Source organism: Rhodococcus sp. RD6.2, from assembly GCF_001040705.1.
In the GTDB taxonomy this organism is placed as follows: domain Bacteria; phylum Actinomycetota; class Actinomycetes; order Mycobacteriales; family Mycobacteriaceae; genus Rhodococcus_G.
On sequence record NZ_CVQP01000001.1, the window covers coordinates 717686 to 742434 of the forward strand.

Here is a 24749-nt window from a genome sequence, read left to right on the forward strand (position 1 = left end):
AACGACATGTCCGACCTGCTGCGCGCCCCCGCCGAGCACAAATACGCCGAGGAGCTGGACTGGCTCGAGTCCATCGACACCGGCCCCAAACCGTTCGCGTGGCGACTGTCCCCGAAGATGGTGCGGCTGTTCGTCCTCGGCTCCGACCGTTCCGACGGACTGGATCGCGAGATCGCCCAGAAGTGGTTCGGTGACCGCAGTTTCGTCGAGCGCGCCATCGTCACCCTCGCGTCCGACCGTGGACTGCTGCTGATCGGCGACCCGGGCACCGGAAAGAGCTGGCTCGCCGAGTTGTTGGCCGCCGCGATCAGCCGCAACTCGACGCTCGTGGTGCAGGGCACCGCGGGCACCACCGAGGATCAGATCAAGTACTCGTGGAACGTGTCGATGGTCATCGCGAAGGGACAGTCACGGGAGTCGATGATCCCGTCGCCGATCATGACCGCGATGGAGACCGGCGCGATCGGCCGGTTCGAGGAGCTCACCCGTTCCACCAGCGACGTGCAGGACGCCCTCATCTCGATCCTGTCGGAGAAGTACATCTCGGTGCCGGAACTCGACAGCGACAACATCGTCTTCGCCAAGCCCGGCTTCTCGATCATCGCGACCGCCAACAGTCGCGACCGCGGCGTCAACGACCTTTCGTCGGCCCTCAAGCGGCGCTTCAACTTCGTCCGGATCCCGGTGGTGACCAACAAGAAGAGCGAAACCGAGATCGTCCGCTTCCGTACCGAGGAGCTCCTGCGCCGCCACGAGATCGAACTCGACGTTCCTCCGACGCTCCTCGACGTGCTGCTGCGTAGCTTCGCCGACCTGCGTGCCGCCGCGACCGCCGCGGGCAGCGACGACGAGAAGTTGGAGTCCGCGCTGTCCACCGCCGAGCAGATCGGCGTCCTCGAGGACGCGATCCTGCACAGCAACTTCTTCGGCGACAGCGAGTTGTCCGCCCGCACACTGGCGTCATCGCTCGTCGGGTCGCTGGCCCGGCGCCAGCCGGAGGATCTCGCGATCCTCAACAAGTACCTGCACGGGGTGGTGGAGCCGCGTAGCAAGGACGAGGGCGGTCAGTGGCCGGAGTTCCTCGAAGGCGGCCGCGACACCATCGCCACTCTGTCGTGACCGGGTCGATCGACGTTCCGGACGTTCGGGGGGAGTTCGATGCGCTCCGCACCCAGTTACGGAGCGCTGCAGACGCTTTCGCGGGAGGTTCCGATGCACTGTCCGGAATCCTCCTCGGCATCGTCGACGACGTCGACCGGGCGGTCGCGGAGCCCCTGGAGATCTTTCCGGTCTGTCACCACTCACCGGCCTCGGCCATCGCGATGGCGCGGCGTCTGCGGGAGAAGCAGCCGAAGGTGGTGTACCTGGAGCTGTGCGAGGACATGGCGCCGCTGCTGACGGAACTGCGCAACTGCCGGCTGCCGGTCGCGGTGCAGGCCTTCGCGACCGAGGTCGTGGGGTTCCCGCAGGACTGGGCGCCGCTGTCGGTGGTTGCCCCCATCACCGAGGCGTCGGCCGAGTACCAGGCGATCGCCTACGCACTCGACACCCCTGGCGTCGAACTGGTGCTGGTGGACCGATCGTCCGACCACGTCTTCCAGTGGGGCCCCCGCGACACTCCGCCGGAGGAGAGCGCCGAATCGGACCCCGACGCAGCGCCGCCCGAGGAGGAGGCGGTCCTGCACGGCGATGCGATCGGTATCGAGATCGGCGACCTGCGACCGCGTTTCGCGGAACTCGAGGAGCACCTGCTGCGGCACGGGAAGGTGCGGCACTGGTCGGAGTGGTGGCACCAGTACGTGGAGGTGCCGCTCGGGGACAGTGACCACGACACGTACCGGCAGGTCATGACGCTGATCGGCAGCCTGTTCCGGCGCCTCGCCCCCGGTGACGCGCGCAGCGTCCGGGTCGACGAGGACCGGGAACGGTACATGTGGACGCGGATGCGCGAGCACCTCGCCGCGACGGGCACCGACCCCGCGGACTGCCTGTACGTGTGCGGCGCCTTCCACGCCGCCAGCAGGGTGGCCGAGTTCGGCGTCGAGGGCACCGACACCTTCGAGATCTCCCCGCCGAGCGGAAGCGTGTGGCAGCACGGACTCATCCCGTCGAGTCACGCCGCGATCGAGGCGCAGTTCGGCCTCGCGGGCGGCTCGGTGTCGATCGCCGCGACCGAGTGGGCGAAGAACGTGAAGCGAACGCGCGTCCGTCCGTTCCGCCTCGATGGGCAGGCGGGGACGAAACGTGTTCCGCAGAAGGAGCTTCCGGCTCCGATCCCGGACGCGGTCCCCGCGGATGCGCTCACCGGGTTCCTGCAGCGTCCGCCGGCGCTCGACCATCTCGACGAGACCGAACTGCTCGGCTGGTCGGTCGAGATCGTGCGCGCCGCACGTCGCAACGGCTATCTGGCATCCACGGCGGACGCCATCGCGGTGTTCGAGACGTCGATCCTGTTGGCCGGTATGCGTGACCGCGCGAAGCCGACGCCGTACGACTTCCAGGACGCGGCGATCACCTGCATCGAGAAGGATGTGGTTCCCGGGCGCCGCGACGTGCGGCGACTCGTCGAGATCATGATGGGCGGCGACCGGGTCGGCCGGGTCGGCTACGACGCGCTGCCGCCGCTCGCCCGGGACGTTCACGACAGGTTGGCCCCGCTGAACCTGCCGCTGCAGCAGCGCGGAGTGCGCCGGGCCCTGCTCGACATCGCCGCGAACCCGCAGCTGGAACGGTGCTCGGACCTGCTCTGGATGCTCCGGTACCTGATGCCGCACGGAGCGGCCCGCCCGATCATGGGCGAGCGGAGGCTGGGGGAGCGGCCGATTCAGGAGTCCTGGGATCTGGCGCTCGGTACCCACCAGCGGGCACTGATCGAACTCGGCTACGAGGGTGTCAGCATCGAACAGGTGCTGGAGCAGCGGCTGCGGCGCACGGCCCACGACCCCCGCGCGACCGCTGCGGTGGTTCTGGGGACGGTCGAGGACGCGACGCTGTACCTGCGAAGTCCCCGTCTCGCCGGTGAGCTGGGCGCCCGCGCGCTCGAGGCGCTGTCCACGGAACGCGGGGTGGAGGGCGCGCCGGAGGTGTTGGTTCGGATCCGGCGTCTGCTCGCGTACCACCGCACGGCCGACCCCGTGCTTCCGGCGTGGATCGAGGCGTTCGTCAAGGCCGGTTACGCGCACTACTGCACCCTGTTGCCGACCGCTTTCACCGATGAGGACGCCACCGCACCGCAGGTGGCCGCGATGCTCGGCTTCCTGTTCGGCATGGAGTCGCTCGCCCTCTCCCTCGGCTGCGACCGCAGCCAGCTGGAACTGGCTGTCCGGCAGTCGCATCCGGATGAGCCGAGCCGGATCGCCCTGCTGTGGGCGGCACAGATTCAGCTGGGTGAGCTGACCCGCGCGGAGCTGCGTGACCGATGTGACGACCTGCTGGCCAATCTGTTGACGCTGCCCGCGTATCCGCGCTACCTCAGTGGATTCGTCCACGCACTCGACCCGGTCCCCGGTCTCGTCGACTTCGTGGTCGAAGCCGTCTCCACCGCCTTCGCGCGGCTGCCCGACGGTGTGCTGATCCCGTGGTTGCCCACCCTGATCACCACTCTCCGGAAGAGCGGGACGCACCTGGCGCCCCGGCTCACCCGCGAGGCAGCCCGCACGTTCCCCGCCGCACTACCCGCGCTCGACGCGTGGATTCCGCCGTGGTTGCAGAGCGAGGCCGTCCCGGTGCGCGCCGCGGCGGGGGAGAGGGTGGCCCTGCTCGCGGCACACCCCGCGACGTGCGACGCTGCCGCGGATTTGCTCGGCTACGACGGCGCGTGGGCGCAGGACTCCGAACCGTCCCGCAGCGTCGGCCTCCTCACCGAGCACCCCGCGACGGCCGCGGCACTGGAGGCGCTCCTGGCCGCGCGGTGATCCGGCCGGTCTACGGTCGGGATGGGAGAGTTTTCGACAGGGCCGGTCGATTCGGCCGGATCTCGTTCGTCGTCATGGTGTACGGCAACCGCCGCACGCTCACGGACACGACAGGAGTCGAACCATGAAGTACCTGATGCTCATCAACGCAGCCGCCGATCAGATCGACGAGCAGGCTGGCGGCTCGGCCGACTGCACGCCCGCGGACTGGATGGCCTACGACAAGCAGGTCCACGACGCGGGGATTTTCGTCTCCGGTGAATCCCTCGCCGACCTCGTCACGGCCACCGCCGTTCGGGTCGACGCGTCGGGGGAGCGCACGATCACGACGGACGGGCCGTTCGCCGAGTCCCGCGAGGTGCTCGGTGGGTTCTACGTCATCGACGTCCCCGATCTCGACGTCGCGTTGGACTGGGCGGCGCGCTGCCCGGGTGCCCGTGGCGGCGGCACCGTCGTCGTCCGTCCGGTCGCCGACTTCGGCTGACCCGATGGCCGAGCAGACGCGGGCGCGGGCATCCGTGGAAGCCGTCTTCCGTGAGGAGTACGGCAGGCTGCTCGCGACCCTCGTCCGCAGGTTCGGTGACCTCGACCTGGCGGAGGAGGTCGCGTCCGACGCGCTCGAGGTCGCGTTGGTGCGGTGGCCGGTCGACGGCGTCCCCACCAAGCCCGGTGCCTGGCTGGTGACCACGGCGAGGCGTCGGGCCGTCGACCGGTTGCGCCGCGACCAGACCTACGCGGCGCGGCTGGCGGTGCTGCAGGTCGAGGCGGACCGCGCCGATCCGGCGCCGCCTGCCGATGCCGACGGGGGCCTGCCCGACGAGCGGCTTCAACTGTTCTTCACCTGCGCTCATCCCGCACTCCCCGAGGAGGATCGCGGCGCCCTGACCCTGCGGTGCCTCGCGGGGTTGACGACTCCGGAGGTCGCTCGGGCGTATCTGGTTCCCGCAGCGACGATGGCGCAGCGAATCGTGCGGGCGAAGAAGAAAATTCGGCTCGCGCGAATACCCTTCCGGGTGCCGGGAGCGGACGAGCTGCCCGGTCGGCTTCCGGGGGTGTTGCGGGTCCTCTACTCCATCTTCACCGAGGGGTACGTCGCCAGTGCGGGACCGGACCTGCAGCGCCCCGACGTCGCGGAGGAGGCGATCCGGCTGACGCGGATCCTGCACCGCCTGCTCCCCGAGGAAGGCGAGGTGACGGGACTGCTCGCGCTGATGTTGCTCATCCACGCCAGGAGGGAGGCCCGCACCGGGAGCGGCGGCGAACTCGTGCTGCTGGCGGACCAGGACCGGGGCCGCTGGGATCGCGCGATGATCGACGAGGGTGCCGGGCTGGTGGTCACCGCACTGACCGGTCGTCCGGCCGGGCAGTATGGGGTACAGGCCGCGATCGCCGCCCTGCACGACGAGGCGCCCGACGTCCCCGGCACGGACTGGCCGCAGATCGTCGCGCTGTACGACGTGCTGCGCACGCTGGCGCCGTCGCCGATCGTCGAGCTGAACCGCGCGGTCGCGGTGGCGATGCAGGACGGGCCCGAGGCCGGGCTGGAGCTGCTCGACACGTTGGCAGGGGACGCGCAGCTGCGCGGCCACCACCCGTACCCGGCGGCCCGAGCGGAGCTGCTGGCCCGGCTCGGCCGGAACACCGAGGCCGCCGTGGCCTACCGAGACGCCCTCGAACTGGCAGGCACCGACCCAGAGCGGGACCACCTGCGAGTGCGTCTGCGGGAGGTCGAGCGCGGTGACTGACCTGGATTGGTCCGAGTACACGACTCGTCGGGCGGATATCGGGTAGTCCGCTACTCGCGCCCGGCCGACGACCCCGGAGCAGAGTCGGAAGGGCACGACGGACCGGCGTCGGCACACGGCGCGGCGCTCGTGCTCGAAGGAGTGCGACATCATGCGAACCGGAATCGTGGAAATGGGGCTTCACCCGCGGGGAGCTCCGGACTCCCTGCTGCGCGCGAGCCGACTGCTCGCTACGGCGGCGGGCGCCGATTCGATGTGGCTTCCGGACCATCTGATCGGAATCGTGCCCGCGTCGATCTGGGCACCACGGCACATGGCCGTCGCCCGCGTGGTGCAGCGCGGCGACGGCTACTACGAGCCGTGGACCGCGCTCGGATACCTGGCGGCGCGCAACCGACTTTCACGGCTGAGACTGGGGGTGGGCGTCACCGACAGCGGTCGCCGCAATCCGGCGGTGACCGCCCAGGCCGCCGCGACCCTGCATCTGCTGACCCGTGGCCGGGCCATTCTCGGCATCGGACCGGGAGAGCGGGAGGGAAACCAGCCCTACGGAGTCGAATGGTCGAAGCCGGTTGCCCGGTTCGAGGAGGCGTTGGCGACGATTCGGCTGCTGTGGGATTCCGGTGGACGGCCGGTGAGCCGGGACTCGGACTTCTTCCCACTGCGCGACGCGGTGTTCGACGTCCCGCCGCACCGCGGGACCCGGCCCCAGATCTGGATCGGCGCGCACGGCTCCCGGATGCTCCGGTCTGTGGGCCGGTATGCGGACGCGTGGTTCCCGGGGTTTCCGCAGCGACCCAAGGACTACGGCGCGAAGCTGACGCGGATACGGACGGCCGCATCGGATGCGGGGCGGTCCCCGGACGCGATCACGCCTGCGGGATGGTTCGCGGTCGCCCCGGCACGTTCCCGCGCCGAGGCCGACGAGATGCTCGGGTCCGTGGGCGCAAGGGTCCTCGCGCTGTGCGTCTCCGCCGACGTGTGGGCTCGGCACGGCGCCGAGCATCCGATGGGTGCGAATTTCAGTGGCGTGCAGGATCTCCTGCCGCAGACGTTGAGCGAGGAGCAGGCGCTCGCCTGTGCGAACCAGGTTCCGGAATCGCTGCTTCGGGAGTGCGCCATCTGCGGGACGCCTGCCGACATCCTCGACCAGTTCGCGGAATGGCACGATCACGGACTGCGCTACCCCGTCCTGCTGAACGCCGGGCCGATGTGCCACACGAGCGTGCGCGCCGGCATGCTCACGGCGGGTCCGTTCCTGAAGGTGTTGCGGGCGCTCAAGCGGCTGTGACGGGTCGCGTCACAGGTGCCGCAGGAAGCGATCCGGCGCGTCGAGGAACGACCGCCAGCTCCGGACCAGGTCGAGTTCCGGCCAGGCTGCGTGCTCGATGCCGTCCTCGGTCAGCTCCCATATCTCGGCTCCGGGGCAGGCCGCGAGGACTGGGGAGTGCGTTGCCATGATCACCTGTGAGCCCTCCGCGACGAGGTCGCCGATGACGCCGAGCAACGCCAGGCAGGACTGGAACGACAGCGCTGCCTCGGGTTCGTCGAGGATCCACAGGCCCACGCCGACCGGCCGCTCGGCGACGTAGTGCAGGAATGACTGCCCGTGCGACAGCTCGTTGAAGCCCTGATCGGAGACACGGATGCGGTTGGCGTCCGCGGCGGAGAACATCGCGTGCATGGACTCGGCCCTCAGGAAGCAGCCGCCGTGCGGACGTGGTCGGGCGCCGACGCACCGCAGGTGCCACGGCAGGTCGGTGTCCTCGGCGCTGCCACCCGCCGACCACATCAAGTCCTGCGCACCGGTGAACCCGGCCTGCCATGCGCCGGCGACGGCCTCGACCAGGGTCGACTTCCCGGCCCCGTTCTCGCCGACGATCACCGTCACCGGACTGGTGAATTCGATGCCGCGACGGCACAGTTCGGCGATCGCGGGGACCTCCAGATACCACGAAGCCGGGTCGAACCGCTCCTGTGGAGCGAACTCGACCCGGCTCAGTGGAAGCACTGGATCACTCAGGCGTTCAGCGGAACGCCTCGTCGATGATCTCCTGCTGCTCGACGGCGTGCACCTTGCTCGAACCCGACGACGGCGCCGACATGGCGCGACGCGAGATCCGCTTGATGCCGCTCAGCACCTCGGGAAGCAGCTCCGGAAGGGCCAGGCCGAACAGCGGCCACGCACCCTGGTTCGCCGGCTCCTCCTGGACCCAGCGGAACTCGGTGGCGTTCGGGTACTGCTTGAGGGTCTCGCGCAGACGGCGGGCGGGCAGCGGGTACAGCTGCTCGATCCGCACGATCGCGACGTCGTCGCGGCCGTCCTTCTGCTTGCGTGCCAGCAGCTCCCAGTACAGCTTGCCGCTGACCAGCAGCACCCGCTTGACCGCGTTGCGGTCGCCGCCGCCGGTCTCGTAGGTGGGCTCCTCGAACACCGAGCGGAACTTGCCGGTCGTGAAGTCCGCGAGGTCCGAGACCGCGGCCTTGTTGCGCAGCATCGACTTCGGCGTGAACACGATCAGCGGACGACGGATGCCGTCGAGGTGGTGGCGACGCAGCAGGTGGAAGTACGACGCCGGGGTGGACGGCACCGCCACCGTCATCGAGCCCTCCGCGCACAGCTGCAGGAAGCGCTCGATGCGGCCGGAGGTGTGGTCCGGGCCCTGACCCTCGTGACCGTGCGGCAGCAGCAGCACGACGTCGGACAGCTGACCCCACTTGGCCTCGCCGGACGAGATGAACTCGTCGATGATGGTCTGCGCGCCGTTGACGAAGTCGCCGAACTGCGCCTCCCACAGCACCAGGGCGTCGGGGTTGCCGACCGAGTAGCCGTACTCGAAGCCCACACCGGCGTACTCGGTGAGTGCGGAGTCGTAGACCATGTACTTGCCGCCATTGTCGGCGTCCGCCGCGACCCGGGAGATCGGGTTGTACTCGTCGCCCGTCTTGCGGTCGATCAGCACCGAGTGCCGCTGCGTGAACGTGCCGCGACGCGAGTCCTGCCCGGCCAGACGGACGAGCGCACCCTGCTCGACCAGCGAGCCGAATGCCAGCAGTTCCGCGAACGCCCAGTCGATCTTGCCCTCGCGGGACATCTCCTGGCGCTTCTCGATGACCGGCTTGACGCGCGGGTGCACGGTGAAACCCTCGGGGACGTTGACGAACGCGTCGCCGATCCGGGCGAGCGTCTCCTTGTCGACGGAGGTCTGCAGACGCGCGGGCGGGGTCTGGTCGAGCTCGACCGACTCCGACGGCTCCGGCTTGAACTTCTCGAGTTCACGGACCTCGTTGAACACCCGCTCCAGCTGACCCTGGTAGTCGCGCAGGGCGTCTTCGGCTTCCTTGAGCGAGATGTCGCCGCGACCGATCAGGTTCTCGGTGTAGCTCTTGCGGACGCTGCGCTTGGTGTCGATCAGGTCGTACATCGCCGGCTGCGTCATCGACGGGTCGTCGCCCTCGTTGTGGCCGCGGCGGCGGTAGCAGATCATGTCGATGACGACGTCCTTGTTGAACTTCTGACGGAAGTCCACGGCCAGCTGGGCAACCCACACACAGGCCTCGGGATCGTCACCGTTCACGTGGAACACCGGTGCCGCGATCATCTTCGCGACGTCCGTGCAGTACTCGGACGAACGCGAGTGTTCCGGCGCCGTGGTGAAGCCGACCTGGTTGTTGACGACGATGTGCACGGTGCCGCCGGTGCGGTAGCCGCGCAGCAGCGACAGGTTCAGCGTCTCCGCGACGACACCCTGGCCCGCGAATGCCGCATCGCCGTGCAGCATCAGCGGCAGGACGGTGAAACCGCCCTCGCCCTTGTCGAGGATGTCCTGCTTGGCGCGGACCAGACCCTCGAGGACCGGGTCGACCGCCTCGAGGTGCGACGGGTTCGCGGTGAGCGAGACCTTGATGTCGTTGTCGCCGAACATCTGGATGTAGGTGCCCTCGGCGCCGAGGTGGTACTTCACGTCGCCGGAGCCGTGGGCGGCCGCCGGGTTCATGTTGCCCTCGAACTCGGTGAAGATCTTCGAGTACGGCTTGCCGACGATGTTCGCGAGCACGTTGAGGCGACCGCGGTGCGGCATGCCGATGACGACCTCGTCGAGTGCGTGCTCGGCGGACTGGTCGATGACGGCGTCCATCATCGGGATCACGGACTCGGCGCCCTCGAGCGAGAAGCGCTTCTGGCCGACGTACTTGGTCTGCAGGAAGGTTTCGAAGGCCTCGGCGGCGTTGAGCTTGCTCAGCACGTACTTCTGCTGCGCGACCGTCGGCTTGACGTGCTTGGCCTCGACCCGCTCCTGCAGCCACTTCATCTGCTCGGGGTCGAGCATGTGCGTGTACTCGACACCGATGTGGCGGCAGTACGCATCGCGCAGGATCGACAGCACGTCCCGCAGCTTCATGCGGTCCTTGCCGTTGAAGCCGCCGACGTTGAACTCCCGGTCGAGGTCCCACAGCGTCAGGTCGTGGGTGGTGACGTCGAGGTCGGGGTGGCTGCGGAACTTGTCCTTGACGAACTGCAGCGGGTCCGTGTCGGCCATCAGGTGGCCGCGGTGACGGTACGCCGCGATCAGCTCGAGTACGCGGGTGCTCTTGTCGACCGAGCCCTCCGGCACGTCCTGACGCCAGCGGACCGGCTCGTAGGGGATGTGCAGCGAGTGGAAGATCTCGTCGTAGAACTCGTCGCTGATCAGCAGGTTGTGGATGGTGCGCAGGAAATCGCCGGACTCGGCGCCCTGGATGATCCGGTGGTCGTAGGTCGACGTCAGGGTCATCAGCTTGCCGACGCCCATCTCGGCGATCTTCTCGTTGCTCGACCCCTGGAACTCGGCCGGGTACTCCATCGCGCCGGCACCGATGATCGCGCCCTGGCCCTGCATGAGGCGCGGCACGGAGTGCACGGTGCCGATGCCGCCGGGGTTGGTCAGCGAGATCGTGACGCCGGACATGTCCTCGGCGGTCAGCTTGCCGTCGCGGGCACGGCGGACGATGTCCTCGTACGCGCCGTAGAACTGCACGAAGTTCATCTCGTCGGTGCCCTTGATGGCGGCGACGGCCAGCGCGCGGCTGCCGTCCTTGCCGGGCAGGTCGATCGCCAGACCGAGGTTCGTGTGCGCGGGGGTGACGACGTTCGGCTTGCCGTCGATCTCGGCGAAGTGCCGATTCATGTTCGGGAACGCCTTGACCGCCTGCACGATCGCGTAGCCGAGCAGGTGGGTGAACGAGATCTTGCCGCCGCGCGTGCGGGCGAGGTGGTTGTTGATGACGATCCGGTTGTCGAACATCAGCTTCGCGGGGATGGCGCGCACGCTGGTGGCGGTGGGGATCGCGAGCGAGGCGGACATGTTGCGCGCGACCGCGGCGGCAGCGCCACGCAGGACCTTCGAGTCGGGCTCGGAGGCGGTGGTCGCGGGCTTCGCGGCGGCGGGCTTCGCGGCCGGTGCCGGAGCCACGACGGGCTTGGCAGCCGCGGGGGCCGGGGGAGTCGGGGCCGGAGCGGGCGGCGGAGTCGCAGCGGGCGTGGCGACCGGCGGGGCGGCGGCCGGCGCCGGTGCGGTGACGGCACCGTTGGTGGCGGATCCGTTGCTGGTGGTGGTAGCGGCGGCGGTCACGGGGATCTGCCCGTTCGCGGCCGGCGCTTCCGGCTTGTAGTCGGTGAGGAACTCGTGCCAGCTCGCGTCCACGGATGAGGGATCATCCTGGAAGCGCTGGTACATCTCGTCGACAAGCCACTGGTTCTGTCCGAATTGTGACGTAGAACTGCTGCTCACGGCAGGTGTTCGCCTCGTTTCTCTCTTGTCCCCGAACGGCGCATGTACTTCGAGGCTAGTCCCCCGGCGTGACGCCTGCGCACCGGGCGCGATACGAGTGAGCTGCGTCACTGGGGCACATTCAGCTCTCCTATTCGAGGACAGCTTCGGCGACACGTTTATTCCCCACGCGGTCGAGCGTCGCCTGCCACAGTTCCTCGTACGGTCCGCCGGTGTGACGCAGTGCCGAGTGCGATCCGATCTCGACGATGCGTCCGCGGTCGACCACCATGACGACGTCCGCGCGTGCCGCGGTGGCGAGACGGTGCGCCACCACCACCGCGGTGCGCCTGCGGGTCAGCCTGCTCCCGGCGTCCAGCACGGTGCGCTCGGTGGCGGGATCGAGGGTCGCGGTCGCCTCGTCGAGAAGCAGCAGGTCGGGGTCGACGAGTTCGGCGCGGGCGAGCGCGACGAGCTGCCGCTGCCCCGCGGACAGCCCCTGCCCGCGCTCGCCGATCGGCGTGAGCATTCCGCCGGGCAGCGCTGCGATGGTGTCGAGGGCGCCGACGGCGCGGGCGGCGGCGGTGATGTCGTCCCGGGTGGCGTCCGGCCGGCCGTACGCGATGTTCGAGGCGACGTCCCCCGAGAACAGGTGTGCTTCCTGCGGAACCACCCCGAGTCGGCCGCGGTACTCGTGGAGGGGGTAACGCCGCAGGTCGACGCCGTCGACCCGGACTTCGCCCGCGGTGGGGTCGTAGAAGCGGGCGAGGAGTTTGACGACCGTGGACTTGCCCGCGCCGGTGCGGCCGACCAGGGCGACGGTGGTGCCCGGCTCGATTCGCAATCTCACGGCGTCCAGTGCATCGGTGTCAGCACCTTGATACCGAAACGTCACAGTGTCGAAATCGACCGTTCCCGCCAGATGGCCTTCGATCGCCGTCGCGTCGGTGCTTGCGGCGGTCTCGATCGAGCTCGGGGTGCGCAGCAGATCGCCGATCCGACGCAACCCGACGCGGGCCTGCTGGTACCCGTCGAACACCTGGGAGAGCTGCTGGATCGGACCGAACAGCAACCCGAGGTACAGCACGAACGCCACCAGGACTCCGGCCGTGGTGTGGCCGTCCGCGATCTGCGTCGCGCCGACGTACACCACCGCCGCGAGGGCAAGATCGGACAGCAGCGTGATCAGCGGGAAGTACAGGGAGATGGCGGTCTGGGAGCGCATCCTGGCCCGGCGGTAGTCGTCCGCGCGTTCCGCGAACCGCTGCGCCGCGAAGTCCTCCCTGCGGTAGGCCTGGGCCGCCCGCAGTCCGGTGACGTTCTCCTGGAAGTCGGCGTTGACCACCGAGATCCTCTCCCTCGACACCGTGTACGCGGTCGACGACACCTTCCGGAACACCAGCGTCGCCACCGCGAGGGGTGGCACGGCCGCGAGTGCGACGAGCGCGAGCACCGCGTCCGTCAGCAGCAGCGCCACCGAGATCCCGACCACGGTCAACACACTGACGACGGCGGTTGACAGACCCGTTTGCAGGAACGTCGACAGCGCGTCGACGTCTGTCGTCATGCGGGTCATGATCCGGCCGGACAGTTCGCGCTCGTAGTAGTCGAGGCCGAGTCGTTGCAGGTGCGCGTAGCTGCGCACGCGCAGTCCGTAGAGCACCTTCTCACCGGCGCGTGCGGTGATCACGGTCATGACCGCGACGACCGCCCAGCCGACCGCGACCAGGCCGACTCCGGCCGCCGTCGCCGACCAGAGTGCGGCGGGATCATCGGGCGTGACGCCGTGGTCGATCGCGAAGCGGACGATCGACGGGAACGCGATGCCGATGAGCGAGTCGACGGCCAGGCACGCCATGACCGCGACGAGGATCCAGCGCACAGGTCGCAGGATCGACGTCAGCCTGAATTCCGTGTGAGGGCGACGCAATTCGGCGTCGTCGAGGCCCGGTTGTTCCGTGGCGGGTGGCAGCTCGGCGACTGCGGCGCGCAGTTCCGGAGTGGCGGCGACGTCTCCCATCGTCGTCGGTCCACCACGGCCGCCGAGTCCGCCGCCGCGGCCGGCCCCCGCGGTGAGACTCCGGTTCGGCACCGCGTCGGTGACGACGGCGTCGAACGCGAAGCCGGGGACGGTGTCCGGCCACAGTCGCGACGGGTCCGGTTCCGCCGCGGGCATCGGGGCAGGCACGGGCTCGGGTTCGGCGTCGACCTCGGGGTCGGCGAGCAGTTCCCGGAAGAGGGAACAGCGGTCGTCGAGTTCCGCGACGGTGCCGGTGTCGATGACGCGGCCCCCGTCGAGTACCGCGACCCGGTCGGCGAGCGAGAGCGTCGAACGGCGGTGCGCCAGGATCAGGGTGGTGCGGTCCCGGCGGTCCCGAAGAGCGTCGAAGATCGCGGCCTCGGTGGCGGCGTCGACCGCGGACGTCGCGTCGTCGAGGATCAGCAGGCGCGGATCGACGAGCAGCGCCCGGGCCAGTGCGACACGTTGCCGCTGCCCGCCCGAGAGTGTCAGGCCCCGTTCGCCGACAACCGTGTCGTAGCCGTCGGAGAGGCCCGCGATGAACTCGTCGGCCTGGGCCATCCGTGCCGCGGTCCGGATCTCCTCGGCGCTCGCGTCGGGCCTACCAAGTGCGATGTTCGCGGAGACGGTGTCGGAGAACAGGAACGGCTCGTCGAACACGAGCCCGACGGCCTCGCGCAGCTGATCGGCACTCAGCGTCGCGAGGTCGTGGGCGCGACCACCGACGGTGAGCGCGACGCTGCCCGCGCTCGGTGCGTAGAACCGTGGCAGCAGCAGCGACAGCGTGGTCTTGCCGGATCCGGCGCGGCCGACGACGGCGAGGGTTTCGCCCGGTGCGATGTCGAGGTCGAACCCGTCCAGTACGCGGCGGTCCGCGTCGAATCCGAAGGTGACATCGCGCATCCGGACACCGAGCGGTCCGTCCGGCAGCGGTGTCGGGTGTGGTGGATCCGCGACACCGGGTTCGGTGTCGATCACCTCGTGGACCCGCTCGACGGCGGCCCTCGTCATCTGCGCGGTGATCACGACCGACGACAGCAACCGCGTCACGCTCGACATGGTCGAGACGTAGGTGGCGAACGCGAGGAACGTGCCGATCGTGATGACGCCGTTCAGTGCGAGTACCCCGCCGAGCGCGATGACCCCGACCAGCCCCAACTGCGGCAGCGCCGCCATCGTCGGGGTGAAGCGGGCATTGATGCGCGCGGCCCGCATGCGCTCCGCGTAGAGGGTGCGACCGAGTGTCTCGAGCCTGCCGACGGCGCGGGTCTCCTGCCCGAACCCCTTGACGACGCGCACACCCGTCACCGTCTCCTCGACGTGCTGGGCGAGGTCGGCGGCACGCTGCTGCGACGACCAGGTCGCGGCGAACAGGGTCGGTCGAATCCGCCACACCACCAGCGACACAGCAGGCACGACGAGGAGCGCGACGACGGTGAGCAGCGGCGACAGCCAGGCCATCACGACCAGCGTGAGCACGAACTGCAGCAGCGCCCCCGCCGACAGCGGCACCATCGCGAGGAGGCCCTGGACGAGTTGCAGGTCGGTGATGGAGCGCGAGACCACCTGGCCGGTGCGGATCTGGTCCTGGCCGGCGCCGTCGAGTCGCTGCAGAGACGCGAGCAGTCCGAGCCGAAGGTCGTGCTGGACGTCGAGGGACAGCCGGCCCGCGAGCATTCGCCGTCCGAACTGGCAGCCGAAGCGGACTACACCGAGGGCGGCGATGGTGGCCGCGATCGCGGCGATGCCGTCGGTGATGCCCGCGCTCGCGTCGTCGACGGCCGTCCGCGTCAGCAACGGGAAGGTGATGTCGATGACCGCCGCCACCATGGTGACCGCCAGGGCACCGAGTGTCAGTGATCGGTGCCGCCAGCACTCGGCGGTCAGCCGCCGGATCCAGCCGGGGTGATTCGTGGTGGAAGCCATTGCTTCCCACCGTAAACCTCGTGTCGGACGCCCCGACGGAGTCAGGTGATGTCGCGGCGCCTCGTCGTCCACCAACCCAGCCCCACGGCGGCGGCCGTCCACACGGCCAGCCCGACCAGCGATGCCTGCCACGGCGGCAACCACTCGATCCCGGCGGGGAAGGTCAGCGTCGACAGGGTCAGTGCCCCGGGTAGCCAGCCGACGGTGTCCTCGGCGCCGACGTTGCGCAGGATCGCTCCCGCGATCAGTTCCCCGACGGGGAACCAGGCGAGCAGTGTCACCGATGCCGCGGTGGACGACGCGAACAGCAGGCTCAGGCCCGCCCCGATCAGGGCCCAGAGGGCGGTGACCACGGCGGCGACTGGGAGCAGCGCGAGGATCTCCGAACCGATGCTGACGTTGTCGCCGCCGAAGACGAGCATGCAGGCGACGGTGACGATTTCGACCGCGACGGCGTAGCCGAATCCGAACAGGGCGGTCACGCCGAGTTTCGCGGCGAGAACCGAATCGCGTCCGCGGGTGGTCAGGAAGGTGGGGGTGAAGGTGTGGTGACGAAACTCGGTGCCCGCGTTGACCGCACCGAACACCGCGGCGGCCAGCGAGGTGGCCATCATCGCGATCATCAGGGCGATCGTCGCGGCGGCGACCGGGTCCGACGAGTCGAGCGAATCGAGACCTTCGGCGACGGTGCCGTAGATCGCCCCCGTGAAGAGGGCGATGAACAGGGGCGGCAACGCGAGCGCCCACCAGAAGCGCAGCGTCAGGACCTTGCGAAGTTCGGAGGTGACCAGGGTGCTCATCGAGGACCTCCGGGATGGGTGGTGGGCGGGTACTGGCCGGGTGGCGGCCCCTGAGTCGGGTAGCCGGGAGGCGGCACCTGCGGATATCCGCCAGGCGGGGACTGTGCGGGTGGGAACTGTGCGGGTGGGAACTGGGTGGGTGCCGCGAACTGCTGCGCCGCGTACTGTCCCGACGTCATCGCGAGAAAGACCTGTTCGAGGTCGACGTTCTCGGTGTCGGCACCGAACACCGTCACCCCCGCCGAGACCGCGACGGCGGCGATCGTCGGGACCGGCGCTCCCCGGACCGCCAGCCGGCCGTCGGGCATCATCTGCGCGTCGGTGAGGCCCTGCGAGGCGAGCGCGAGTGCCAGTGCCGACGGATCGGAGCTGGTGACGAACACCCGCGCGCTGTGGCGTGCCCGCAGTTCCTCCATCTCGCCCTGGTAGACGAGCGAACCGCGGTTGACGATCACCAGGCGATCCACCGACTGTTCGAGTTCTCGCAGCAGGTGGCTCGACACCAGCACGGTGCGGCCGGCAGCGGCGAAGGCGCGCATGAACTCGCGCAGCCAGGCCATCCCCTCGGGGTCGAGGCCGTTGGCGGGTTCGTCGAGGACGAGAATCTGCGGGTCGCCGAGCAGTGCCGTCGCGAGCGCGAGTCGCTGCCGCATGCCGAGGGAATGCGTCGCCACCTTCTGGTGCGCGGCGGAGGCGAGTCCGACCAGCGACAGCACCTCGTGGGCCCGCCCGTCGGGGACGCCGATCGCCGCCGCATAGATGAGGAGGTGGTCGAGCGCGGTGCGCTTGGGGTGCACGCTCAGGGAGTCGAGCACCGCACCGAGTGTTCGCGCCGGGTGAGTCAGGTCTCGGAACGGGACGCCGCCGATCGTGGCGTGGCCCGAGGTGGGTGCGACGAGACCGAGCAGTATCCGCAGGGTCGTCGTCTTCCCGGCACCGTTCGGGCCGACGAACCCGGTGATCGACCCGGCGGGAACCTGGAAACTGAGGTTCGAGACCGCATGCGAGGGGCCGAACTGTTTCGTCAGGCCCACGGCCTCGATGGCCGGAACTCCAGCATTCATGCCAGAACCCTAATGTGTCCGGCCGGGTCGATCGGCGCTGGTTACCCGCGCAGGCCCAGTGCGGTGGCGAGTTCGCCGAGCGGGGGCAGCGCGTCACCGGTGGGCGGAAGCGACTGCACGCAGACATGATCGGCGCCCGCGTCGAGGTGGTCGTGCATTCGGGCGGCGACGGTGACGGCGTCACCGTGCGCGACGAGGGCGTCGATGACGGCGTCGCTGCCGCCGTTCGCGACATCCGCGTCGGTGAAGCCGAGGCGCTTGAGGTTGTTGACGTAGTTGCGCAGGTGCAGGTACGGATTGGCCACCGGCGGGCGGCCGACCTCGCGGGCCGCGACCGGATCGGTGTCGAGCACGAACTTCTGCTCGGGTGCGAGCAGGACACCGGGACCGAGGAGTTCGCGGGCTTCCCGGGTGTGCTGCGGCGTGGTCAGGTAGGGGTGTGCGCCCGCCGAGCGGTCGGCGGCGAGTCTCAGCATGCGGGGACCGAGGGCGGCCAGGACGCGGCGCGACGCTGGAACGCCCGCGTCGTCGAGGACGTCGAGGTACTCGACCACCGCGTCGTAGGGCTTGCGGTAGACGTCCTGCGACGCCTCCGGGTGGCCGACGCCGATGCCGAGGAGGAATCGGCCGGGGTGCTTGGCCTCGAGTCGGTGGAAGGACTCGGCGACCTCGGCCGCTGGCGCGGTCCAGATGTTGGTGATGCCGGTGGCGACGACGAGTGTGCTGGACGCGTCGAGGACCTGCTCGGGGATCTTCAGATCCGCGGGCGGTGATCCGCCGAGCCAGAAGGTGCCGTAGCCGAAGCTCTCGAGGGTCGACACGAAATCGGGTGTCAGGCCGTAGGCGTGGCGCCAGACGCCGAATCGTCCGAGGTCGGGTGTTGGTGTGGTGGTGGTCACGATCACTTGTAACCGCCGTCGGCCGAAACTCATTCCGGTCGTAGCGTGTGACGAATGGTCGAGGCTGGCATGCGTGATCGGTTCGTGGTGGCGCGGGCGTTCGTCGCGCTGTCGGTGGCGATGGGATTGGGTCGGTTCGCCTTCACTCCGATCCTGCCGCTGATGCTCGACCAGGCGGGCCTGAGTCCCGAGTCGGCCGCGACGCTGGCCACCGCGAACTACCTCGGCTACCTGGCGGGCGCGGTCGCCGCCATCGCGGTGCACCGCATCGCGCAGTCCGTGCTGTCGCTTCGGATCTCGCTGGTGACGCTGGTCGCCACGATCGCCGTGATGGCGGCCACCGAGTCGGTGACGGCGTGGCTGGTGCTGCGGTTCGTGGCGGGCGCGGCGAGTGCCGCGGTGTTCGTGTTCACGACCCGGGTCGCGCACCAACGGGTCCGCGCCGACGGCGACGGGGTCGGGTGGGTGTTCGGCGGTGTCGGCGGCGGAATCGTGCTGTCGGCGGCAGCGGTCCTGGTGTTGGGGGAGACCGCGGACTGGCGGGTCGCGTGGCTGGTGTCGGCCGTCCTCGCGGCTGTCCTCGCTGTCGCTGCCTGGACGTTGCCGGGGGAACCTCGGACGGTGGAGCACACGGCGGCGCCGCGGCCCGCGGAGTCCCGGGCCGGGCGGCGCGGCTTCGTGTGGTTGACCGCGGCCTACTTCTGCGAAGGCATGGGATACATCGTGTCCGCGACGTTCCTGGTCGCCGCGGTCGCCGCCTCCGGATCGGCGCACTGGCTCGGGTCGGCGGTGTGGATCGCGGTCGGTGTCGCGGTGGTGCCCTCGTGCGTGTTGTGGATGCGGTTGGCCCGCAGGTACTCGCCCGCGTCGATGATGACGGTGGCACTGGTCGTGCAGGCCGCGGCGGTCGCGGTGTCCGCGGTGATCGGCGACGGCGCGGTCCAGATGGTCGCCGCCCTGTGCTTCGGCGGCACCATGATCGCGATCGTGATGCTCGCGCTGGGGGAGGGTGCGCGACTGGCCGGACCGCGTGCTGCCGCGATCCTCACCTCTGTCTACGGGCTCGGGCAGGTGCTCGGGCCGTTGGCCGTCGCGCCCCTGCTCGGTGGCGGCTATGCCGCCGCGCTCGGCCTCGCGGCGGCGGTGATCGCGGCGGGAGCCCTCTGCATGATTCCGGTGTTGCGAGCCGATCGCGCGGTGTAGGCGCTGGTCGCAGGGATTTCGGCCGACCCCTGGATTTGAATGAAACTAGCAGTTACAGTTACTCGTGTTGCGGGCCACCGGCCCATCCACTGCTCGGCACCACACACGGGAGTAGCGATGACACTGTCTACGACTCGGAACGACCTCGACCAGGCCGATTACGACGACGTCCTGCGTCGGCTGTCCGAGGCATCCGTGGACAAGCACTTCGACCCCTACGTCGACATCGCCTGGGACTCGCCCGAGTTCGCGGTCACCCCGAACGACCCGCGCTGGATCCTCAACCCGCAGGACGATCCTCTCGGCTCGCACCCCTGGTACCAGGCCCTGCCCGACGAGAAGAAGATCGAGATCGGCATGTGGCGGCAGGCCAACGTCGCGAAGGTCGGTCTGCAGTTCGAGAACATCCTCATTCGCGGCATGACCCAGTACGTCTTCTCCCTGCCCAACGGTTCCGCCGAGTACCGGTACTGCACCCACGAGTGCATCGAAGAGGGCAACCACACCCTGATGTTCCAGGAGATGGTCAACCGCATCGGCGTCGACGCCCCCGGAATGGGTCCGGTGCTTCGGGGCCTGTCCCCGTTCATCCCGCTCGCGGCGGGACCTCTGCCCGAGCTGTTCTTCGTCGGCGTCCTCGCCGGTGAAGAGCCCATCGACCACATCCAGAAGACGTTCCTGCGTGGCAGCGGGAACATGCATCCGATCATGAAGAGCGTGATGGCGATCCACGTCGCCGAAGAGGCTCGCCACATCTCGTTCGCCCATCAGTACCTGAATCGCCGGGTGCCGCAGATGTCCCGCGTCGGACGTTTCGCGCTCTCCATCGCGATGCCGATCACGATGCGTATCCTCTGCGACGCGATCGTGGTGCCGCCGAAGTCGTTCTGGAAGCGGTTCGACATCCCGAAGTCGGTGCGGAAGGAACTCTTCTGGGGCAGCCCCGAGACCCGGGCGATGTTGCGCAACTACTTCGGCGACGTGCGCATGCTCGCGCAGGACGCAGGGTTGATGAACCGCTTCTCGAAGCGGGTGTGGAAGGCCTGCAAGATCGACGGCGACGTCTCGCGCTTCCGCAGCGAACCGGTCCGCCGCGCGGCCTGACCGCCCGCCGCACCCGACCACACCAGATCGGAACACCTCGCCATGCCCCACGTCGTCACCCAGTCCTGCTGCAGCGACGCTTCGTGCGTCTACGCCTGCCCGGTCAACTGCATCCACCCGACGCCGGACGAACCCGACTTCCTCACGGCCGAGATGCTGCACATCGACCCGGCCGCGTGCGTTGACTGCGGTGCCTGCGTGTCGGCATGCCCGGTCGACGCGATCGTGCCGCAGAAGAAGCTGACCGAGCCCCAGGTTCAGTACCTGCAGATCAACGCCGACTACTACAAGGAACCCCACGAGGACCGGTCCCGCATCGGTGGCAGCGCGACTCGTCCCGCGCTCGCGAGGGTCACCGCGGCGCCTCGGGTCGACGCGAAGCGCGGCCCACTGCGCGTGGCAATCGTCGGGTCGGGTCCGGCGGCGATGTACGCGGCCGACGAACTGCTCACCCAGCCGGGCGTCACGGTCGACGTGTTCGATCGACTTCCCGTGCCGCACGGGCTCGTTCGCGCCGGGGTCGCGCCCGACCACCAGAAGACCAAGCAGGTGGCCCGGCTGTACGACACGATCTCCGAGCAGGCCGGTTTCGAGTACTTCCTCAACGTCGAGGTCGGTCGGCACGTCACCCACGACGAGTTGCTGGCGCACCACCATGCGGTGATCTACGCGGTCGGTGCGTCCCGTGACCGCACCCTCGGTGTGCCGGGGGAGGACCTGCCGGGCAGTACCTCGGCCACCGACTTCGTCGCCTGGTACAACGGGCATCCCGATCACGCGGACGACCGCTACGACCTCTCACATCGTCGGGCCGTCATCGTCGGCAATGGCAACGTCGCGCTCGACGTCGCCCGCATCCTGACCACCGACCCCGACACCTTGGCGGGCACCGACATCGCGCCCTACGCGCTGGAAGCGTTGCGGGCCAGTCGCGTCGAGGAGGTCGTGATCGTGGCGCGTCGCGGTTTCGCGCAGTCGGCGTTCACCGTTCCGGAGTTCGCGGGCCTGCTCGACGCGCCGGACGTCGACGTTGTCGTCCCGGCGGACGAGGCCGGGCTCGATCCGGTTTCGGAGGGGCTCGCCGAGCGCGGTGAACTCGACCACGCCGTGACGCAGAAGCTGCGACTCCTCGCGAAGCTCACCGAGCCCGCCGAGGGACGGCGCCGCATCGTCTTCCGCTACCTGCTCTCACCCACGGAGATCGTCGGCGACGATCACGTCACGGGAATCACGTTCGCCCGCAACGAGATCGTCGTCGGCGACGACGGCACCGTCCAGGTCAAGGCGACCGCCGACACCGAGACGATCGACGCCGGACTGGTCCTCACCTCGATCGGCTATCGCGGGGTGCCGATCGACGGGGTGCCGTTCGACGACAGCCGGGGAGTCGTCCCCAACGAGGACGGCCGCGTCCTCGATGCACCGGGAGGTGCCATCGCCGCGGGCGTCTATGCCACCGGCTGGATCAAGCGGGGTCCCAGCGGATTCATCGGCACGAACAAGTCCTGCGCGCAGGTCACGGTGCGGCACCTGGTCGACGACTTCAACGCCGGACTGCTGGCGCGACCGACGGCGGACGCGGCGGCACTCCGCAACCTGGTCGGACAGCGGCAGCCCGCGGTCATCGACCGGGCCGGATGGCAGGTCATCGACGCAGAGGAACGCCGCCGGGGCGCGGAGTCGGGCCGGGTCCGGGTGAAGATCACCGACGAGGCGGAACTCGTCGCACTGGCACGCACCGCCGAGGCTCCCGCGGTCCGGAATCGGACAACCCTGCTGCGACGCAAAGGTCCGCTCGTTTCATCCTGAGCGGGTCCGCGCGTCGGGGTGCGGCACCGCTACCCGCGGCGGAGAATCGTCCGATGGGAACCATCACGGGAGAGCGCTCCATCCGAGCACGACGCTGGTGGGCGCGGGTTGCCTTCGCCGCGCTGATCGTCGCAGTTCTGCTGCCCGTCGTCGTTGCCGGACTGTTCGGCACGCTGGCTCTGCTCGCGTCGGCGTTCGGTGGGGTCGCCATCATGGTCGCGTTCGGCTACTGGTTCCTCACGGGCCATGGCGTGGCGCGATGGATCTGCCTCGCGGTGGCGTTGCTGACGCCGATCGCGGTACTGATTCTGTTCGTTCAGCAGAACCTGCTGTGGGTCGTGCTGGTGGTCGCGGCAGCCGTGGTCGTCGCGGGCGCGTGCGGTCGCCTCGCGCTCGGTGAAGGCGGGCAGGAGCGCTTGGTGGTGGAGCACGACGTTCCGCCACCGAAACGTCCCTTCCTGGTGATGAATCCGCACTCCGGCGGCGGCACCGTCGTCAAGCATGATCTGGTCCGACGGGCCGAGGAACTCGGCGCGGAGGTGGCGCTCCTCGACGGACCCGAGATCATCGATGTCGCGGAATTGGCCAGGCAGGCGGTCGCCCGAGGCGCCGACCTGCTCGGCGCGGCGGGCGGCGACGGCACGCAGGCCCTCGTCGCCGCGGTCGCCGCCGAGCACGACCTGCCGTTCCTCGTTGTCAGTGCGGGCACCCGCAACCACTTCGCACTCGATCTCGGCCTCGACCGCGGCGACCCCGTCGCCTGCCTCGACGCGTTGCGGGACGGCGTCGAGATCCGCGTCGACCTCGGCAAGCTCGGGGACCGGGCGTTCGTGAACAACGCCTCGTTCGGGGTGTACGCGGAGATCGTGCGCAGCCCCGCCTACCGGGACGACAAGCGCGGCACCGTGCTACGGATGCTGCCGGATCTCCTCGGTGAGGGTGGCGGCGCCCGGCTCACGGTGCGAGCCGGCAATGTCACCGTCGACGGCCCGAAGGCGATTCTGGTCAGCAACGGCACGTACCGGACGAACGATCTCGCGGGGCTCGGACAGCGGACCGCGCTGGACGACGGTGTGCTCGGCGTGGTGACGGTGTCCGTCAACAGCGCCCGGGACGCCGTCGGCCTGTTCGGTCGCACGCACGAACGCGGCCTGACGCAGCTGGCCGTCACCGCCGCCGAGATCGACGCCGACGTCGACGAGATCCCGGTGGGTGTCGACGGGGAGTCCCTGATGATCCGGACGCCGGTCCACTGCGTCGTCGTCCCCGGCGCACTGCGGGTGCGGGTGCCGCGGAACCGGCCGGGGGCGCGTCCCCCGAAGGTGACCCTGGACTGGGTTCGCCTTCGTGCACTCGCCTGGGGACGCGCCACCTGACTGCTACTGCCCGAGCATGGACTTCATCTGCTCGATCTCGGCCTGCTGGCCGGAGATGATCTTCCCTGCCAGTTCGTCGACCTGTTCACTGCGGCCGTTCGCCTGGATCTGCTGCGAGGAGTCGATCGCGCCCTGGTGGTGGGCGATCATCATCTCCAGCCACGCCCGGTCGAACTCGGCGCCGGTGGAGTTCTCGAGACGGGCCATGTCCTCGGCGGTCATCATGCCGCCCATGTCTCCCATCTGACCCATGGTGCCCATCGACGAGTGGTCCATGCCCTCGTTCATCATCGTCGGCTCGCCCCATGCGGTGAGCCAGCCGGTCATCTGCTCGATCTCGGGGTCCTGCGCGGCCTGGATCTGCGAGGCCAACTCCAGCAGTTCCGCGTTGTCGGTGCGCCCCTGCGCAAGCGCGGCCATCTCCACCGCCTGCTGGTGATGCGGAATCATCATCTGAGTCCACATCACGTCGGCGGCATTCCGGTCGGAGGAATTCTCCGAGGGCTGCGCCGACATGGTCATCGACATCGAGCCCATCGAGTCCATCGAGTCCATCGAATGACCCTGGTTGTCGTCGTTGCTGCAGCCCGCGACGATCAGCGCGCCCGCGGCAACGGCTGCGACGAATACGGCGGTCCTGGTACGTGTGTTCATTTGTCTGCCTTCTACTTACGAGTGTTTCCGATGGGACCGGACTGCGCGCACGGCGCAGTGGCCCTGTCAGACCCGAAGGAGGCAGAGAGCTGCGAGACGGGTCGAGGTCGGCCGAGCGAACGGCGGTCCACGTCCCGAGCGGACCGGGATCACGCGTCGTCGGTCGCCCCCGATGCCGGTACCGGTGAACGTCCCGAACAGCAGCAGAACGAGAACCAGGACAACGCCCGCCGACACGACGGCCAGGCACGCGGCGAACATGTGCTGGTCACCGCCGTGGCCTCCGCCGCCCTCGTGGTCGGGCATCGCGGGGTCGGTGACGGCGTCGACGACGGCCGCGGCGGCTATGTCGTGGGCGGAGTCGTGGCTCGACACCGGCATCGCGGTCGCCACATGGTGCATGGCCAGTATCCCGAGGATCATGGCGAGCAACAGGACCGCGCGGCGCGGCCCCGTACTCGACTGAATGTCCCGGGTCATGCCAC

The 24749-nt window shown here is 69.3% G+C and carries 17 protein-coding genes; 9 read left to right on the forward strand and 8 right to left on the reverse strand.

Annotated elements, in window-relative coordinates; all coding sequences use genetic code 11:
* Positions 1-6 precede the first annotated feature (6 nt).
* From RHCRD62_RS03225 to RHCRD62_RS03245, 5 genes are all read left to right on the forward strand, one after another.
* A complete protein-coding gene (locus tag RHCRD62_RS03225) occupies positions 7-1119 on the forward strand; it encodes an ATP-binding protein (protein WP_050063179.1) in 1113 nt (370 codons plus the stop codon).
* Positions 1116-3914 carry a DUF5682 family protein gene (locus RHCRD62_RS03230; protein WP_216596606.1) on the forward strand — a complete coding sequence of 933 codons (2799 nt, stop codon included), beginning with the start codon at positions 1116-1118 and terminating at the stop codon, positions 3912-3914. Before RHCRD62_RS03225 ends, RHCRD62_RS03230 begins: the two co-directional genes overlap by 4 nt.
* A 124-nt stretch (positions 3915-4038) precedes the next feature.
* Positions 4039-4398, forward strand: a complete 360-nt coding sequence (locus RHCRD62_RS03235; RefSeq protein WP_050063180.1) for a YciI family protein — start codon at positions 4039-4041, stop codon at positions 4396-4398.
* Positions 4399-4402: 4 nt separating this feature from the next.
* Entirely contained in the window at positions 4403-5659 is a 1257-nt protein-coding gene (locus RHCRD62_RS03240; protein ID WP_050063457.1) for an RNA polymerase sigma factor, read from the forward strand.
* Between the two features lie 151 nt (positions 5660-5810).
* A complete protein-coding gene (locus tag RHCRD62_RS03245) occupies positions 5811-6950 on the forward strand; it encodes an LLM class flavin-dependent oxidoreductase (RefSeq protein WP_050063181.1) in 1140 nt (379 codons plus the stop codon).
* Between the two features lie 9 nt (positions 6951-6959).
* Here the strand turns inward: RHCRD62_RS03245 and RHCRD62_RS03250 are convergent, their stop codons facing one another.
* The 6 genes from RHCRD62_RS03250 to RHCRD62_RS03275 all read right to left on the reverse strand — a co-directional run bounded on the left by RHCRD62_RS03250 (position 6960) and on the right by RHCRD62_RS03275 (position 18121).
* Positions 6960-7661, reverse strand: a complete 702-nt coding sequence (locus tag RHCRD62_RS03250; protein WP_253277189.1) for an AAA family ATPase — start codon at positions 7659-7661, stop codon at positions 6960-6962.
* Positions 7662-7686: 25 nt separating this feature from the next.
* The gene (locus RHCRD62_RS03255) at positions 7687-11430 is read right to left on the reverse strand and encodes a multifunctional oxoglutarate decarboxylase/oxoglutarate dehydrogenase thiamine pyrophosphate-binding subunit/dihydrolipoyllysine-residue succinyltransferase subunit (RefSeq protein ID WP_050063183.1); all 3744 of its coding nucleotides are present in this window, start codon (positions 11428-11430) and stop codon (positions 7687-7689) included.
* A 130-nt stretch (positions 11431-11560) separates the two neighbouring features.
* Entirely contained in the window at positions 11561-15355 is a 3795-nt protein-coding gene (locus RHCRD62_RS03260; RefSeq protein WP_050063184.1) for an ABC transporter ATP-binding protein, read from the reverse strand.
* A gap of 41 nt (positions 15356-15396) precedes the next feature.
* Positions 15397-16155, reverse strand: coding sequence for an ABC transporter permease (locus tag RHCRD62_RS03265; protein WP_050063185.1), 759 nt, complete (start codon positions 16153-16155; stop codon positions 15397-15399).
* Positions 16152-17219 carry an ABC transporter ATP-binding protein gene (locus tag RHCRD62_RS03270; protein WP_050063186.1) on the reverse strand — a complete coding sequence of 356 codons (1068 nt, stop codon included), beginning with the start codon at positions 17217-17219 and terminating at the stop codon, positions 16152-16154. The genes RHCRD62_RS03265 and RHCRD62_RS03270 overlap by 4 nt, the downstream gene beginning before the upstream one ends.
* A 41-nt stretch (positions 17220-17260) precedes the next feature.
* Positions 17261-18121: an LLM class F420-dependent oxidoreductase gene (locus RHCRD62_RS03275; protein ID WP_253277190.1), complete on the reverse strand. Its 861-nt coding sequence runs from the start codon at positions 18119-18121 to the stop codon at positions 17261-17263.
* Between the two features lie 51 nt (positions 18122-18172).
* Between RHCRD62_RS03275 and RHCRD62_RS03280 the strand changes: the two genes are divergently transcribed.
* The 4 genes from RHCRD62_RS03280 to RHCRD62_RS03295 all read left to right on the forward strand — a co-directional run bounded on the left by RHCRD62_RS03280 (position 18173) and on the right by RHCRD62_RS03295 (position 23610).
* The gene (locus RHCRD62_RS03280; protein WP_050063188.1) at positions 18173-19321 is read left to right on the forward strand and encodes a YbfB/YjiJ family MFS transporter; all 1149 of its coding nucleotides are present in this window, start codon (positions 18173-18175) and stop codon (positions 19319-19321) included.
* 117 nt (positions 19322-19438) lie between these two features.
* A complete protein-coding gene (locus RHCRD62_RS03285; RefSeq protein ID WP_050063189.1) occupies positions 19439-20425 on the forward strand; it encodes an AurF N-oxygenase family protein in 987 nt (328 codons plus the stop codon).
* Between the two features lie 42 nt (positions 20426-20467).
* Positions 20468-22234, forward strand: coding sequence for an FAD-dependent oxidoreductase (locus RHCRD62_RS03290; protein ID WP_050063190.1), 1767 nt, complete (start codon positions 20468-20470; stop codon positions 22232-22234).
* Between the two features lie 53 nt (positions 22235-22287).
* Positions 22288-23610: a diacylglycerol/lipid kinase family protein gene (locus RHCRD62_RS03295; RefSeq protein WP_050063191.1), complete on the forward strand. Its 1323-nt coding sequence runs from the start codon at positions 22288-22290 to the stop codon at positions 23608-23610.
* Between the two features lie 3 nt (positions 23611-23613).
* Here RHCRD62_RS03295 and RHCRD62_RS03300 read toward each other — a convergent pair whose 3' ends face one another.
* Both RHCRD62_RS03300 and RHCRD62_RS03305 read right to left on the reverse strand, forming a co-directional pair.
* The gene (locus tag RHCRD62_RS03300; protein WP_050063192.1) at positions 23614-24264 is read right to left on the reverse strand and encodes a DUF305 domain-containing protein; all 651 of its coding nucleotides are present in this window, start codon (positions 24262-24264) and stop codon (positions 23614-23616) included.
* A gap of 66 nt (positions 24265-24330) precedes the next feature.
* On the reverse strand, positions 24331-24744 hold the full coding sequence (locus RHCRD62_RS03305) for a DUF6153 family protein (protein WP_050063193.1): 414 nt from the start codon (positions 24742-24744) through the stop codon (positions 24331-24333).
* Between the last annotated feature and the right edge of the window lie 5 nt (positions 24745-24749).